The sequence below is a fragment of the Pseudomonadota bacterium genome, from assembly GCA_038533575.1.
In the GTDB taxonomy this organism is placed as follows: Bacteria; Pseudomonadota; Alphaproteobacteria; order Rhodobacterales; family Rhodobacteraceae; genus Shimia_B.
Window position 1 is genome coordinate 1,960,885 of record JBCAYL010000001.1, and the last position, 13,094, is coordinate 1,973,978.

The window sequence follows — 13,094 nt, forward strand, 5'->3', positions numbered from 1 at the left end:
GCCCACGCGCCTCACAGCGGGGACACCGCGTCGAGGCCCCGGCGCAGCCAGCCCTTGCGCGCGCTGTCGGCCACGTCGCCCGCGCCGACATACTTGATCTCCGCATTCGCGATACGATCGGAGGGCACGACGTTGTCAGCGGAGATATCCGAGGGCCGCACGATGCCCCGCAGGCGCACGTATTCGTGCCCGTTATTGAGCGTGAGCTTCTTTTGGCCCCAGATCTCGAGATTGCCCCCCGGGAGGACGCGCACCACGGAGACCGAGACCCGCCCGGTGAGCGAGTTCGACTGCGTGGCGCTGCCATCTCCGGAGAAGGTCCGCGTGGTGGAGCCTGTGAGATCCTCGTCATCGAAGGGCAGCGGCAGGATGTCGGGGATGTCCACGGCGAAGCTGTCGGTCTTGTTCGATCCGGCGGCCTGGTTCTTGGACGCGGCAAAGGCCTCCTGGAAGTCCACCGTGAGGATATCGCCCACGGCGCTGGCGCGGCGATCGGCGGCAAAGAGACCCTTGGCACCCGAGCCGTAGATGGCCCCCGTGGGCAGACCCTGGTCGAGGGCGGCGGGCGCGACCGGGAAGACCGGCGCGAAGAACTCGCTCTCCGCCTCCTCGATCTGCGTCGAGCATCCGGCCAACGCGAGGGCGCCGAGAAGCAGCGCGCAATGCCTCGTCTTCCGCCTCACAGCTTGTTCGCCAGGTAGCTCATCATCTCGTCGGAGGCGGAGATCGATCGCGAATTGATCTCGTAGGCCCTCTGGGCCTCGATCATCTCCACCAATTCCTGCACGACGTTGACGTTGGAGGTCTCGAGCGCGCCCTGCATCAGGTCGCCCAGCCCGTCGTCGAGGGGGGCACCCACTGCGGGCGCGCCGCTCGCGGGGGTCTCGACGAGAAAGGTTTCTCCCACGGGTGCGAGGCCGCGCGGATTGGTGAAAGCAGCGAGCGTGATCTGCCCCACCTCCCGGGCGCCGACGCCGCCCGGCTCCACGACGCTCACGATGCCATCGCGCGAGATGGAGATCGACAGCGCGCCCTGAGGGATCTGGATTTCTGGCTGCAGCACGTAGCCGCTCGTCGTGGTGACGGTGCCCTCTGCATTCTGCGAGAACGTGCCGTTGCGCGTATAGCCGATCCGCCCGTCGGGCAGCAGCACCTGGAAAAAGCCATTGCCCTCGATGGCGAGGTCGAGCGCGTTCTCGCTCGTGGTCACGGTGCCCTGGCTGTGGATCTTTTCCGTGCTGACAAGGCGCACGCCAGTGCCGAGATTGTTGGGCGACGTCGACGCCGTGGCTTCAGAGGTCTGCGCGCCAGCGGGCCGGTAGGTCTGGTACAGGAGCGACTCGAAATTGGCCCGGTCCCGCTTGAAGCCCGTGCTGTTCACATTGGCCAGGTTGTTGGAAATCACCTGGATGCGCATCTGCTGCGCGTTCAGGCCGGTCTTGGCGACATGCATCACGTTCGAGGACATGCGAGAGACCCCTTTCAAAATCGGTGTGTCGTGGACGTTTGTGCAATGCCCATGCCAGAACACGGGCGCTGCGCGGATCTAGCCTTCCGGAGCCTGCAGGATACGCGCGCCATTCTCGTCGATCTCGCGCGCTGTCATTACGAGGCGCAGGCCCCGCTCGAAGCTGCGCTGGATCTCCATGGTGCTGAGCAGCTCTTCCACGGGGTTCACGTTTGACCCCTCGAGGGTGCCGGCCAGCACGCGGGCCTGCTGATTGGGGGGCGGCACCTGCCCCTCGACGTCGCGGATCTGCCCGTCGACACCCTTGGTCAGCACAAGCTCGGGATCAGGAATGGTGGTGGCAAGAAGGCCCACGAGCCGCTGCGCCGTGCCGGGTTCGTCCACTGGATCCGCGAAGATCTCCCCGATATCGCTGATACGCAGCGACACGAATTCGGGGATCGCCACCGGCGCGAGATCGGGGCCGAGCATGGCCTCCCCGGCCCCGTTGCGCAAAACGCCGTCCACCTCCCGACGTAGATCTCCCCGGCGGCTCAGCGCGGGCGTGCCGTCCTCGGCCTCGACATAGAAATAGCCACGGTCCGCTATTGCCACGTCGAGCTCTTGTCCGGTGGCCTCGAGAAACCCCGTGGCATCCGAGAAGCGGGCGGGGCCCGTCTCCAGCTGGAAGGCGCGCGTGGTCAGGCCCTCCAGCTGCGACAGAAACCGCGACCCGCCATCGTCGGGCAAGTCGCGCCGGAAGCCCGGCACGTTCTGGTTGGCGAGGTTCTGGGCGCCCTTGACCTGCTCGTTGCGCGCCACGGCGAGCGCATTGAGCGCGGTATAGATCATCCGGTCCATGGCCCGCTCCCGATGCTGCCTCAGGTCCGGATGTTCATGACGGTCTCGGCCAGCGTGCCGTTCGTCTCCAGCGCCTTTGCGGAGGCCTGGTAGTTGCGCTGGGCCATGATGAGATGCACGAGCTCTTCGGTGAGGTCGACATTGGATTGCTCGACCGAGCCAGACTCCACCGCACCGAAGCCCGTGGTGCCGCCTATGCCCAGCCGCACCTCGCCGGCGTCCTGCGTCGCAAGATACGTGGAGCTGCCGATGCTGTTGAGCGCCTGAAGGTTGGTGAAGGTGGCGATGGCTATCTTGCCCACGGCAAAGCTCGCCTCCGCGCCGAAATTGGCAAAGACCGTGCCGTCATCGCTGACGTCGACCGAGGAAAGGCGCATCTCCTGGGCACCGTCGCCCGAGATATCGGTGACCGCAAAGTCATCACGCGTCACGTTGGAATTGCCGAAATTCAGGCTCAGCGTGCCGCCGCCTGCATCGGTGAAGGCCTGCGGCGTGAGCGCGCCGGTCTGCAGGCCCGCCGCATCGAAGGAGAGGGTCTCCGCCGGGGCGGGCGGAGCGAGGACCTCACCGTTGCGGACGAGCTGGATGCTGTAGGCGATGCTGGGATCCGCGGGAGTGGGCGCGGTCTCGAGGACGAGGAAGGCCTGTGCCGGGACGGACACGCCGGTATCGTCGAAGACGGGGACCTCGGTGGAAAACGCATAGGTCGTGGGATCGGCTGGATCGAAGGCGGCGGCGGGCAGCGCGGCCTGAGTGCCGAGGCCGCCATTATCTGTAAGCGACACCTGCACCGCGATGTCGATGCCCGTCGTCGCCTCCGGGACCCCGAAGGTCTGCGGGATCTGCAATGGCTCCGTGATGCGGGTACTGAGCGGTTCGCCGTTCTCGGCCGTCGGGAAGACGTGAAGCAGGTTGCCCGTGGCGTTTGAGACGCGGCCATCGGCCAGCATGTTGAACGCACCCGCGCGGGTATACCCGATCTCGGCCCCGTCATCGCTGCCGATCTGGGTCAGGAAAAAGCCCTGCCCGCGCAGGGAGAGGTCGAATACGTTGCCGGTGGAGATCGTCGCCCCAGCGCCGAAATCCCTGGCCATGCGGCTGATATTGACGCCCGCGCCCACCTGCCGGGCAGGCTGGCTCTGCGGGCTCGAGTAGAAGATATCGACGAATTCGGGCCGACTGCCGTGGAAGCCGAGCGTCGCCACGTTCGCGATGTTGTTGGAGGTGGCGGAGATGTCTTGCTGGGCGGCGTTGAGGCCCGAGAGTGCGGTGAAGAAGCTCATGGGATGTCTCCCTTTCCAGATGAGTGTGTCGTGGCCGGATCAGCGAATAGACGCGATGTCCGGCTCGTTCAGGAGACCATAATCCTCCACGTCGAAGACCAACGGCGCACCTTCGAAGGCCGGCAGGTTCACGGCATCGACGCGCGCAAAGACGCGGGGCTCGCGCGTTTCTGCGCCCATGGCCTCCACGGTGATGCGGACGCCCCGGCGCGCATCGACGATGTCGGCGGGCGGATCGCTCCAGGCCAGGTCGAGGCGCCCGGCGGGCTGCGGCCCGAGCGTCGTCTCCGCGAGGGTCTCGAAGCTCTGCGCATCGCTCCAGCGGACAGTGACCGCCTCCGCCGGAGCATCGAGCACGATAGAGCCCCGGAGGGTGCCGTCTGCGCCTGCGCGGGCCACGGTCCCCGGTACGAGGACCTCGCGCCCGATCATGCTCGCGCTGTCGCTCACGCGGCCCGCGCCCAACGCGGCGCCGATGTCTTCCATCGTCGCGTTGAGCTGCTCGATGCCCGAGACGGTCGAGAATTGCGCCATCTGTCCGAGGAATTCCCCGTTTTCCATGGGCTTGAACGGGTCCTGGTTTTCCAGCTGCGCGGTCATGAGTTTCAGAAAATCCGCCTGCCCCAGATCTGGGGCTTCCACGGGCCTTGGCTCCGTAGGCGTGGCGGGGGCCGTGCCAAGCACTGTCACGTCAGTCACCTCTGGCCCTCCTAGCCCTGGCCCATCTTGACCGTGCGCGCCATCAGTGTGCGCATGGTCGAGACCGTCTCGAGCACGTTCTGGTACTGGCGGCTGGCCTCCAGCATCTCGACCATCTCCTCGTCCGGGTTCACCTGCGGCAGGAAAATGTAGCCCTCCTCATCGGCCATCGGGTGGTCGGGGCGGAACTGCCGGTTGGGGGAGCGGTCGAGCGTCACCACCTCCCGCGCGCGCGTCGTCGACAGGCCGGACTGGCCGTGCTGATCGGCGTAGACCGTCTCGAAGATCGGGCGCATGGGCTGGTAGGCGCCCTCCTCGGTCGTGCTGACCGAACCTGCATTGGCGATGTTGGAGGATACCGTATTCAGGCGCACCATCTGGGCGGACATGGCATGGCGCGCCACGTCAAAGATCGTTCCGATTTCCATGGGTCACTCCCCTCTCATGGCATTGAGCGCGCCGGAGATGCGCCTGTTGAGCAGCGTCAGGGACGTCTGGTAGCGCAGGGCATTCTCGGCGAATTCCATCTGTTCGACGGCGAGTTCGACGGTATTGCTGTCGAGCGAGGCACTCACCGGCTTGCGATACGCGGCGCCCAAAGCGGCCGGTTGCGCGGTGGCGAAGTGTCGGGCGTGGCTGACGCGCAGATCACCGTCACCGGTCCGGGCGGCGAGCTCGGTCTTGAAGTCGATATCGCGCGCCTTGAAGCCCGGTGTCGCCGCGTTGGCGATGTTGGAGGCCAGCATCTGGCCGCGGGTTTCGCGCAGCGAGAGCGCCTGGGCAAAGACGCTGAGGTGGTTTCGAAAGGTGGCTTCCATCTATGGCGGGTCCCTCGTTCATCTCGGCTGCCTTGGCGCGCGTCTTGCACGGAAGCGCACAGGCAAGCTGTCTCCGAGGGCAGTCTGCAAAGGCGGTGCCAAGTGACACGAGGAGCGCTCCGATGACCCAGACAGAGGCCGGGACAAAGACTGGCAAGGCAGCCACGCGCGCGCGCCGGAAAATCGAGCTACCCCAGTCGTTTCGCACGCTGGTACGTCGGCTGAAGGGGATGCCGAGAGACGAGGCGCTCCACGCGCTGAAAGAGGCCTACGTCGCGCAGTCCAGCGGCGCCGCGCGGCACCTCGCGCTCAAGCTGCGGCTGAAGATGATAGAGGAAGGTCTGAAGCCCCCGCCCCGAAAGAGCGCGAAAAAGGGAGCCTCAAAAGCGGCCGACCGCGACGCACCGCCAGACGCAGCCAATGCGGATGAAGAGGGTGCAGAACGAGTGCAAGGCAGCCCATCAGCGCGCGAAGCGCCGCGCGCGAAGGCGCCGTTTCAGTCAGGCACCATCATGCTGCCCGCGCCGGAGGGCTCCGCTAGCGCAGGGGACGAAGCCTAGGGTTCGTTCCGCGCCATGATCACCGGGCAGCTTGGGGGGACGCTCTCGCGGGGCAACCGCTCGCACCATTCTGCAAAGAGAGTACGGACCTCGGCCTGAATGGCGAGCCGATCGGGCTCCGCGACCTCGGCAAGGGCGTATCCCCGCAGACGGATCGCATGCGGCTCCTCGAAGGCCGCGGCGAGCGTGAACCACAGCGCCGCGCGCCGTGGGTCCTTGGGCATGCGGACCTCGAGCTCCACAAGGCCCAGCCCGACGAAGGCACGAAACCTCCCTTGCTCGGCCAGCATTTCAAGGTCTGCCGCCAGCCGGGTCGCGAGTGTGCCGCGCTGCCGCTCCGGGAGCCGCGCGATGAGCGCCTCGCTCGGCCCAGCGGCCCGGGCCTCGCCCATGAGCCGCGCGCGCCAGGCCCAGTAGCTGGCCTCCTCGATGTCGAGGGGGACACCTTCACCACGTGCATGCATCACCGCGAGATTGACCTGCGCCGCGCTGTCTCCGGCCAGGGCGAGATCGCGAAAGATGGCCACGGCCTCCGCCGCCTCGCCGGCACGGACATGATCGAGGGCCGTTTCTAGATCGCGCGCGGAGACCGCGGGCGCGGGGCTCATCCCGAGCATGAAGGCCGTCAGCGCGCGGCGGGCTGTTCTGCCAGGGGCCACCATCATCGCCCGGCCATCATCACAAGCTGTAGGTACATGAGGCGGCGCCTCTGGCCGCCGGGAAGAATCTCGGTCACCACGATCCGGGGGCGCTCCGCGGCTGAATGCTCCACGCTGAGGGCCACACTCTCGGGCAAATGCACGCTGTAGCGGGCGAGAAGCCCCGCCGGATCGCGCGCGAGTTCCTTTGCGAAGGCGGCGTCGATCCAGCTCCGCGCCATGGCGCGGCCGAGGATGTCCGGCAGGTGGCGTTCCACCTCCGGCACATCCTCGAGCCGCGTGACCTGGCGGACTAATGCGAAGTCGTCCCTGCGCCGGTCGTGCCCCCGGTGGGCCGCGCCGTCCTGTGGCGCGCTCCCCCGCGTGAGCCCTCTCAACATGGCCAAGCCTCCTCTTCGGCCACCGTCCTGTCGTCCGGTGGCGTCTGCCCTGTCTGCTCAGCCACGATCCTCACCTGCTCTCGTCTCAATGGAGAAAACGGCCCCGGCGCACCGCGTTTTAGGGACTTGGCGTGTTTTTTGCTCCATCGTCGTCATGAACCTGCGCGCCATCGCTTTCTTCGCTGCACCGGCCCTTCTCCTGCCGCTCCTCATGGGCGTGGGCAGCATGCTCGCGCTGCGCGCGCCTTCGCCCGCGGCTCCGCTGGCGGCCGATCCCGCAAAGGACGCGGTACCTGGCACAGCCGCGGCAGCGGAAGACGCCGTGATCGGGCGCCCCATCGAATATGTCCCGCTGCGCATCCCGCTCGACGTCACGCTCCCACGCGATCTGGGGAGAGTCCGTGTGGATCTGGCCGTGGCCATCGACGCCAGCGACCCGGCCACCTCCGATGAGAACTGGACCGCCTTGCTCGAAGCCGCGCAGCGCGGCTTTGCCGAGGTGGCGCTACGCGTGGCGGAACGCCGCGACGCCGGACCAGGGCTCGATACGGACTTGACGCTCTACCGCCAGGAACTGCCCGACGCGCTGCGGGCGGAGATGAACCGCCAGCTCGGTTTGTTGGAGCCGCCGCGGGAGATCCTCGAAGTGCTCATCATGGATTGGGGACATGCACGCGGGGATGCGCGATCCTCGACGCCGCTCGATACCCTATGAGCATGCGCGCGACCTCCATGGCGCAGGGCGCCGGTCAAAGAGCCCTAGGCGGCGCGCTGCGCGACACCCCCGCCCTGCCCGCCATCCGCGTCACACGCTTTGATGCGCAAGGCGGCCTGCCCGAGATCTCCTGCACCCCTGTCGCGCGGCTCCTTGCGCGCGGTCCCCTCGCCGTCGGCTCCGCCAGCGAGGGCGGCACAGCGCATACCCTCGGGCGCGCCAGCTGAGACTCGCGCCCGCGACCGCCAAAGCCCCCAGGCGACACCGGCCACGTTCGCGCCCAGCAGAAGAAGACCGATGGCGAGCGGCGGCGGCATCAGCGCGGCGAGCCTGGTGGCCCAGTCCGGCTGCGCGTAGATCGCAGCGATAAGCGCGAGCGAGGCAGGCAGAAAGAGCCGCAGCCGGGCGCATGTTTGGCAGTCGGTCACCACCGCTCCGCGCTACCGGCTACGCCGATCGACACGGATATAGGCCAAGGCCCCTTCCTCTTGCGCACGCCGTCCCTCACGCTCCGACAATGTCGCATCGGCCAGTGCCTTCAGAGCCTCGATGAGACGGGCAAAGACGGCGTCGCGCTGGCGCGGTTCGAGCGCGCGCCCACCCGCACGCGCCTCGGCCCGCAGCAGCGCATCGAGCCGCGCCACGCGCTCGGCATCACCGGCCGCGCGTGCAGTATCGATTTCCTCTAGCAGACGCTCCATCCGCGCCTCCCAGGACGCCGCCAGCATGCGCTCCACGATCGCAGGTCTCATGCCGGCACCTTGTCGGCATCCGGCGCGATGTCGCCCCAGGCCGAGAGGATATTGTCCATCGCATCACGGGCCTCAGGGAGCCGTGCCTCCTCCTCTCCGCGCCAAGCCTTGAGCAAGTGAAAACGCGTGAATTCGTAGAGCTGGAAGAGGTCATCAGCGATCTGACCGCCCGCCTCGAAATCGAGGCTTGACTGAAGGATGTAGATCGCCGTGAGCGCGCGATTGAGCGGCGCAGGCGGGAAAGTCCGGCCCTGCGCCTGCGCGGTGGCCAGCACATCGAGGGCGCGGGTGAGCTCGCGAAGCGTCACCAAGACGATCTGGTGAGGATGCGGCGCGGGCTCTGCGAGGGCCTGGTCGGCGGCTTGGTAAAAGGTGCGGGCAAAGCTCATCGCTGCTTCCTTCATGGGCTCCTCCGTGTCGCGCACGGGCTGAAAGAGGCAACGGGCGATCCGGAGAAACTTTTAGGCGGGACCGCGCTTTTCGCGCGGGAGGCGGGGCACTTTCATCTTGGGTGTCGAGATCACGTCGCGAGCGTCGAAATCTCGACATCCCGCGCCGAGATCTCGACGCTCACGCTGGCCGTGCCGCCGTGTCCGCCTCGAAAAATCAGGCTTTGGGAGATGCGTCGGAAGCTGCGGGCAGTTGGCACGAACCCTGCTTCCCTTTTTCCGTGACCTTGGTGGGAGGACGTCTTGACCGACTTCATGTTCGATCGCGATCTGGCCGAAGAGAAGGCAGCGGAGCTCGCGCCTGTCTTCACGGCCCTCGAGGCGCGCGGGCTGACCCATGCCCGCACGCAGGAGGATGCATCAGGACCCGGCACTGCTGGCCACTCCCCTTGCCATACCTTCGTCGCGCCGGGAGACGGCGAGCCCGCGCAGCTCGTCGCACAGGCCAAGGCGTTAGGGGCACGTCGGATCATTGCCCTCGGCACCGGCGTGGGACGCTGGACGCTGAGCGAGGAGCTCGGCGGCCGGCTGCTACGCGTCCATCTGCCCGGGCAGGACGCCGCCGCCCAACTCGCCTTCTCGGATCTGCTTGCTACGCCTCTTTCGCCGGTCTTGGCTGTCGATCCAGCGGCGCGGGCGCTGAAGGGCCTCGCAAAACGGGTGGCGCTTCATGACGTGAGCGTCTTCATCAACGGCCCCACGGGCAGCGGAAAAGAAGTGCTCTCGAAGTACATTCATCACTGCTCCAAGCGGTCCGAGGCGCCCTTCGTGGCGCTGAACTGCGCGGCGATCCCGGAAAACATGCTCGAAGCCATGCTCTTCGGGCATGAGAAGGGCGCGTTCACCGGCGCGGCCGGGGCCAACAAGGGCTACCTGCGCGCCGCGGATGGCGGCACGCTCCTCCTCGACGAGATTTCCGAGATGCCGCTGGCGCTGCAAGCGAAGCTGCTCCGTGTCCTCCAGGAAAAGGTCGTTACACCGCTCGGCACCCAGAAGGAGATCGCCGTGGACATCCGCATCCTCGCCACGTCGAACCGGGACATGGCGCAGGAGATCGTCGCCGGGCGCTTTAGGGAGGATCTCTTTTTCCGGCTCAACGTCTTTCCACTCGAGAGCCTCCCGCTCTCGGCGCGGCGTGCGGATATACCGGCCCTCGCCCAGGCGTTTGTCCGGCGTCACGGGCCCGGTCCGGCGCCGCTGCTCACGGCATCCGCCCTCGACGCGCTCGCCGCCCATGACTGGCCGGGCAATGTGCGCGAGCTCGAGAATGTTATTCAGCGCGCGCTCGTGTTGTCCGATGGCGCGCCGCTCGAGGCCTGTCACATCATGCTGACGGCGGCGGGAGCAGCCCGCGCCCTCGCTGAGGCGGCGTGAGGCTCCGATGGCGCTGACGGGTGTCTCCCCCGCGGTCTCTGCACTGCACGCCGTCGACCGGCCGGCCCCTGCGGCGCCCACGGCCCCCGAAGGGCCGAGCTTCAGCGCGCGGATGGGACAGGCCTTCGACAGCGTGAACACGCAGCAGCTCCGGGCCAGCGCCGCAGCCCGCGATTTCGAGACCGGGCGCACGGACGATCTCGTCTCGGTGATGGTCGAGCAGCAGATTTCCTCCTTGGGCTTCGAGATGACCAAGCAGGTCCGCAACCGCGCGCTCTCGGCCTATCGCGACATCATGAACATGCCGGTCTGAGCACCCCGCGCCGCCGTCACAACGTACGATCTTTTCCGGAGACGCCATGTCCATGGACGCATCCCCCACACCGCCTGCCGCGGTCCCCACGGCTGCCCCGGCTCTTCTCGGCCCGAGGGCTCCAGCGGTGTTCCGACGGCTCGACGCCTTGATCACGCAGCCTGCGCTCCGCCGCGCGTTGCCCGCGATCCTTGTCCTGGGCGCCGCCGTGCTGGCCCTCGCGGCGTGGCTCCTTCTGGCACCGCCGGAGCGCGTGCAGGTGCAGGCAGGCCTGCCCGCCGCGGAAAAGGCCCGCGCGCTCGATACGCTCGTGGCCGCGGGGATTTCCGCGCGGCTCGACCCGGCCTCGGGCGTGCTGACGGTCCCGGCCACGAGCTTTCATCAAGCCCGGATGCTTCTGGCCACGGAGGGTCTGCCCCAGGGCAGTGCCGACGGGCTCCAAGCGATCGAGAACATGCCCATGGGCACGTCGCGGCAGGTGGAAGCCGCGCGCCTGCGACGCATGCAGGAGCTCGATCTCGCCCGGACGATCGCAGAGCTGCGCCCCGTACGAGCAGCGCGGGTGCACCTTGCGCTGCCCGAGCGGACGGCCTTTGTGCGCGATACCGAGCCGCCCCGCGCGTCGGTGGTGCTCGAGCTTGCCCCGGGCCTTACCCTCGACCAGGGCCAGGTGCAGGCCATCGTCAGCATGGTGTCGACCGCTGTGCCCGACATGCCGCGGGGCAACGTCTCCGTCGTCGACCAGGCCGGCACGCTCCTGACAATTGAGGAAGCCGATCCACTCCAGGCCGCCGCCGATCGCCAGCTTGCACACCGGCAACGTATGGAACGCCTTTACCGCGAGCGTGTCCTGGCGCTGCTGACGCCCATCGTCGGGGCCGGGAATGCGGCCGTGGAGATCACGCTCGACATGGATTTCACGCGCTCCGAGATCACGAGCGAGGAATTCTCGCCCGACACGGCGCTGCGCAGCGAGCAGGCCTCCCAACAATCGAGCTCCAACCCCGGGGCCATCGGCATCCCGGGGGCCGTCGCCAACACGCCGCCACCCGAGCCCGAGCTCGCGGAGGCCGCCGAGCAAGGCGAGGCGCGGCAGGCAATGAACACGACTAGCTCCACCACGCGAAACTTCGAAGTGAGCCGCCGCGTGGAGACCCGCCAACCCCAGGTGGCGCGTGTCACCCGGGTCCACGCCGCCGTGCTGCTCCATGAGGCCCCCGCCGAGGCGACCGCGGGAACGGAGCCCCCTGATACCACGCCCGCGGATGCGCGCGCCGACATAGAAGCGCTGACGAAAAGCGCCATCGGCTTTGACGAGGCGCGCGGGGACGTGGTCACCGTGGCCTCCGCGCCCTTCGTCGTTGCGCCTCCGCTCGTCGCGGGCGCGCGCTGGTACGAGGCGGCCTGGCTCCCGGCCCTGGGCCGTGCCCTTGCGCAGATCGCCATTATCGCCATCGTCGTTCTCGGCATCATCCGCCCGCTGATGACCCGGCTCCTGCCGCCGCCGCCCGCGCCGGGGCTCGAGGATACGGCCTATGGCGACGCCATCGAGGTTCAGCGGGGGGAGAGCTTCAGCGCGCTGCGCCGTCGGATCGAAACGGCGACCCCCACGGTGGAGGACCTCGACGGCGCGCTCAGCTACGAAGAGAAGATCGATGTCGTCCGCCAGCTCACCGATGACGACACCAACCGGATCGCGGGTGTCTTCAAGGGCATGCTCACGCCCAAAGAGGAAGCCGCGCGATGACAGCCGCCCTGCCCGCGCCCTCGGGACGCGGCGGCGAGGAGCTCACCGCCGTCCAGAAAGCCGCCATCGTCATGATGGTGGTGGGCGAAGAGACGGCCGCGCAAATCTTGCGCACGCTCTCGCCCAACGAGGTGCAGCTTCTCGGCGAGGCGATGTACACCGTCGAGGGCGCCGGCCATGAGACGGTGAACGCCGTGCTCGACGAATTCCTCTCCTTCGTTGGCGGCCAGAGCGGCCTCGGCGTCGGCACCGGGACCTATGTCCGGCGCGTCCTCGACACCGCCCTGGGCAGCCACAAGGCGCAATCGGTCCTCTCCCGGATCGTGCCGCGCAACAGCGAGCGGCCCATCGAGATCTTGGACTGGATGGATCCCGCCGCCGTGGCCGAGCTTATCGTGGACGAGCACCCGCAGATCACCGCGCTCGTCGTGGCCTCCCTCGACTATGCGCAGGCGGCAGCGGTGCTCACGCTTTTGCCCGATGAAAGCCAGCCCGACATCATCCAGCGCATCGCCACGCTCCACACCGTGCAGCCCGAAGCGCTCGCTTCGCTCGAAGAGGTGATGCGGGCCAAGTTCAACGACAACACCACTCTGCGGGCCTCCCAGATGGGCGGTGTGAAGGCCGCCGCACGGATCATGAACTTTACTCGCCAGGAAATGGAGGAGCGCATCATGAAGGACGTGCGCAAACAGGACAAAGGCCTCTCGAACGACCTTCAGGACAATCTCTTCGTCTTCGACTACCTCATCAAGTCGGAGGAGCGCGCGCTCCAGACCGTGCTGCGCGAGGTGGAGAACGACGTCCTCGTGCTCGCGCTCAAGGGTGCCGCGCCCGCGCTGCGAGAGAAGCTGCTCGGCTGTATCTCCCAGCGCGCGGCGGCCAACATGCGCGACGAGATGGAAGCCATGGGCCCGGTCCGCCTCAGCGAGGTCATGGAGGCCCAGAAGCAGGTCATCGCCATCGCGCGGCGCCTGTCGGATGCAGGCACCATCACGCTCGCCGGTCGCGGCGGCGAAAAGCTTATCTAGGGCGCG

At 67.6% G+C, this 13,094-nt stretch carries 19 protein-coding genes; 6 read left to right on the forward strand and 13 right to left on the reverse strand.

Annotation, left to right across the window (positions count from 1 at the left end):
• Positions 1 to 11 precede the first annotated feature (11 nt).
• The 7 genes from AAFM92_09860 to flgB form a co-directional block, all read right to left on the reverse strand.
• On the reverse strand, positions 12 to 683 hold the full coding sequence (locus AAFM92_09860) for a flagellar basal body L-ring protein FlgH (GenBank protein ID MEL7300675.1): 672 nt from the start codon (positions 681 to 683) through the stop codon (positions 12 to 14).
• Positions 680 to 1,468: a flagellar basal-body rod protein FlgG gene (gene flgG, locus AAFM92_09865; GenBank protein MEL7300676.1), complete on the reverse strand. Its 789-nt coding sequence runs from the start codon at positions 1,466 to 1,468 to the stop codon at positions 680 to 682. The genes AAFM92_09860 and flgG overlap by 4 nt, the downstream gene beginning before the upstream one ends.
• A 78-nt stretch (positions 1,469 to 1,546) precedes the next feature.
• Entirely contained in the window at positions 1,547 to 2,308 is a 762-nt protein-coding gene (locus AAFM92_09870) for a flagellar basal body rod C-terminal domain-containing protein (protein ID MEL7300677.1), read from the reverse strand.
• 20 nt (positions 2,309 to 2,328) lie between these two features.
• On the reverse strand, positions 2,329 to 3,591 hold the full coding sequence (locus AAFM92_09875) for a flagellar hook protein FlgE (protein ID MEL7300678.1): 1,263 nt from the start codon (positions 3,589 to 3,591) through the stop codon (positions 2,329 to 2,331).
• Positions 3,592 to 3,630: 39 nt separating this feature from the next.
• Positions 3,631 to 4,290: a flagellar hook capping FlgD N-terminal domain-containing protein gene (locus AAFM92_09880; protein ID MEL7300679.1), complete on the reverse strand. Its 660-nt coding sequence runs from the start codon at positions 4,288 to 4,290 to the stop codon at positions 3,631 to 3,633.
• Positions 4,291 to 4,301: 11 nt separating this feature from the next.
• The gene (flgC, locus tag AAFM92_09885; protein ID MEL7300680.1) at positions 4,302 to 4,718 is read right to left on the reverse strand and encodes a flagellar basal body rod protein FlgC; all 417 of its coding nucleotides are present in this window, start codon (positions 4,716 to 4,718) and stop codon (positions 4,302 to 4,304) included.
• A gap of 3 nt (positions 4,719 to 4,721) precedes the next feature.
• On the reverse strand, positions 4,722 to 5,108 hold the full coding sequence (flgB, locus tag AAFM92_09890; GenBank protein MEL7300681.1) for a flagellar basal body rod protein FlgB: 387 nt from the start codon (positions 5,106 to 5,108) through the stop codon (positions 4,722 to 4,724).
• Between the two features lie 122 nt (positions 5,109 to 5,230).
• On the opposite strand from flgB, the gene AAFM92_09895 reads away from it, so the two are divergent.
• Complete coding sequence (locus tag AAFM92_09895) at positions 5,231 to 5,668, forward strand: hypothetical protein (protein ID MEL7300682.1); 438 nt, start codon at positions 5,231 to 5,233, stop codon at positions 5,666 to 5,668.
• Here AAFM92_09895 and AAFM92_09900 read toward each other — a convergent pair.
• Entirely contained in the window at positions 5,665 to 6,330 is a 666-nt protein-coding gene (locus AAFM92_09900; GenBank protein ID MEL7300683.1) for a sel1 repeat family protein, read from the reverse strand. The two genes, AAFM92_09895 and AAFM92_09900, sit on opposite strands and share 4 nt — an antisense overlap.
• The gene (locus AAFM92_09905) at positions 6,330 to 6,707 is read right to left on the reverse strand and encodes a hypothetical protein (GenBank protein ID MEL7300684.1); all 378 of its coding nucleotides are present in this window, start codon (positions 6,705 to 6,707) and stop codon (positions 6,330 to 6,332) included. Before AAFM92_09905 ends, AAFM92_09900 begins: the two co-directional genes overlap by 1 nt.
• Before the next feature lie 154 nt (positions 6,708 to 6,861).
• On the opposite strand from AAFM92_09905, the gene AAFM92_09910 reads away from it, so the two are divergent.
• Positions 6,862 to 7,422, forward strand: a complete 561-nt coding sequence (locus AAFM92_09910; GenBank protein ID MEL7300685.1) for a hypothetical protein — start codon at positions 6,862 to 6,864, stop codon at positions 7,420 to 7,422.
• Positions 7,423 to 7,466: 44 nt separating this feature from the next.
• Here the strand turns inward: AAFM92_09910 and AAFM92_09915 are convergent, their stop codons facing one another.
• The 4 genes from AAFM92_09915 to AAFM92_09930 all read right to left on the reverse strand — a co-directional run bounded on the left by AAFM92_09915 (position 7,467) and on the right by AAFM92_09930 (position 8,823).
• Positions 7,467 to 7,850, reverse strand: coding sequence for a hypothetical protein (locus tag AAFM92_09915; GenBank protein ID MEL7300686.1), 384 nt, complete (start codon positions 7,848 to 7,850; stop codon positions 7,467 to 7,469).
• Between the two features lie 12 nt (positions 7,851 to 7,862).
• Positions 7,863 to 8,174, reverse strand: coding sequence for a hypothetical protein (locus AAFM92_09920; GenBank protein ID MEL7300687.1), 312 nt, complete (start codon positions 8,172 to 8,174; stop codon positions 7,863 to 7,865).
• Positions 8,171 to 8,578: a flagellar protein FliS gene (locus AAFM92_09925; protein MEL7300688.1), complete on the reverse strand. Its 408-nt coding sequence runs from the start codon at positions 8,576 to 8,578 to the stop codon at positions 8,171 to 8,173. The genes AAFM92_09920 and AAFM92_09925 overlap by 4 nt, the downstream gene beginning before the upstream one ends.
• A 116-nt stretch (positions 8,579 to 8,694) precedes the next feature.
• Positions 8,695 to 8,823, reverse strand: a complete 129-nt coding sequence (locus tag AAFM92_09930; protein ID MEL7300689.1) for a hypothetical protein — start codon at positions 8,821 to 8,823, stop codon at positions 8,695 to 8,697.
• 55 nt (positions 8,824 to 8,878) lie between these two features.
• Here AAFM92_09930 and AAFM92_09935 point away from each other — a divergent pair, with 55 nt between their 5' ends.
• The 4 genes from AAFM92_09935 to fliG are packed head-to-tail and all read left to right on the forward strand — an operon-like array spanning position 8,879 to position 13,088.
• Positions 8,879 to 9,997: a sigma-54 dependent transcriptional regulator gene (locus AAFM92_09935; GenBank protein MEL7300690.1), complete on the forward strand. Its 1,119-nt coding sequence runs from the start codon at positions 8,879 to 8,881 to the stop codon at positions 9,995 to 9,997.
• A 7-nt stretch (positions 9,998 to 10,004) separates the two neighbouring features.
• Complete coding sequence (gene fliE / locus AAFM92_09940; GenBank protein ID MEL7300691.1) at positions 10,005 to 10,310, forward strand: flagellar hook-basal body complex protein FliE; 306 nt, start codon at positions 10,005 to 10,007, stop codon at positions 10,308 to 10,310.
• A gap of 52 nt (positions 10,311 to 10,362) precedes the next feature.
• Entirely contained in the window at positions 10,363 to 12,057 is a 1,695-nt protein-coding gene (fliF, locus tag AAFM92_09945; protein ID MEL7300692.1) for a flagellar basal-body MS-ring/collar protein FliF, read from the forward strand.
• Complete coding sequence (fliG, locus tag AAFM92_09950) at positions 12,054 to 13,088, forward strand: flagellar motor switch protein FliG (protein ID MEL7300693.1); 1,035 nt, start codon at positions 12,054 to 12,056, stop codon at positions 13,086 to 13,088. The genes fliF and fliG overlap by 4 nt, the downstream gene beginning before the upstream one ends.
• Positions 13,089 to 13,094: the final 6 nt, after the last annotated feature.

Excerpts from the sequence above, each read along its gene's own strand:
- AAFM92_09875 (MEL7300678.1), bottom strand. The coding sequence starts at position 3,591 with ATGAGCTTCTTCACCGCACTCTCGGGCCTCAACGCCGCCCAGCAAGAC.
- AAFM92_09925 (MEL7300688.1), bottom strand. The coding sequence starts at position 8,578 with ATGAAGGAAGCAGCGATGAGCTTTGCCCGCACCTTTTACCAAGCCGCC.
- AAFM92_09870 (MEL7300677.1), bottom strand. The coding sequence starts at position 2,308 with ATGGACCGGATGATCTATACCGCGCTCAATGCGCTCGCCGTGGCGCGC.
- AAFM92_09920 (MEL7300687.1), bottom strand. The coding sequence starts at position 8,174 with ATGAGACCTGCGATCGTGGAGCGCATGCTGGCGGCGTCCTGGGAGGCG.
- AAFM92_09895 (MEL7300682.1), top strand. The coding sequence starts at position 5,231 with ATGACCCAGACAGAGGCCGGGACAAAGACTGGCAAGGCAGCCACGCGC.
- fliF (MEL7300692.1), top strand. The coding sequence starts at position 10,363 with ATGGACGCATCCCCCACACCGCCTGCCGCGGTCCCCACGGCTGCCCCG.
- flgC (MEL7300680.1), bottom strand. The coding sequence starts at position 4,718 with ATGGAAATCGGAACGATCTTTGACGTGGCGCGCCATGCCATGTCCGCC.
- fliE (MEL7300691.1), top strand. The coding sequence starts at position 10,005 with ATGGCGCTGACGGGTGTCTCCCCCGCGGTCTCTGCACTGCACGCCGTC.
- AAFM92_09905 (MEL7300684.1), bottom strand. The coding sequence starts at position 6,707 with ATGTTGAGAGGGCTCACGCGGGGGAGCGCGCCACAGGACGGCGCGGCC.
- AAFM92_09900 (MEL7300683.1), bottom strand. The coding sequence starts at position 6,330 with ATGGTGGCCCCTGGCAGAACAGCCCGCCGCGCGCTGACGGCCTTCATG.
- flgB (MEL7300681.1), bottom strand. The coding sequence starts at position 5,108 with ATGGAAGCCACCTTTCGAAACCACCTCAGCGTCTTTGCCCAGGCGCTC.
- AAFM92_09935 (MEL7300690.1), top strand. The coding sequence starts at position 8,879 with ATGTTCGATCGCGATCTGGCCGAAGAGAAGGCAGCGGAGCTCGCGCCT.
- flgG (MEL7300676.1), bottom strand. The coding sequence starts at position 1,468 with ATGTCCTCGAACGTGATGCATGTCGCCAAGACCGGCCTGAACGCGCAG.
- AAFM92_09910 (MEL7300685.1), top strand. The coding sequence starts at position 6,862 with ATGAACCTGCGCGCCATCGCTTTCTTCGCTGCACCGGCCCTTCTCCTG.
- fliG (MEL7300693.1), top strand. The coding sequence starts at position 12,054 with ATGACAGCCGCCCTGCCCGCGCCCTCGGGACGCGGCGGCGAGGAGCTC.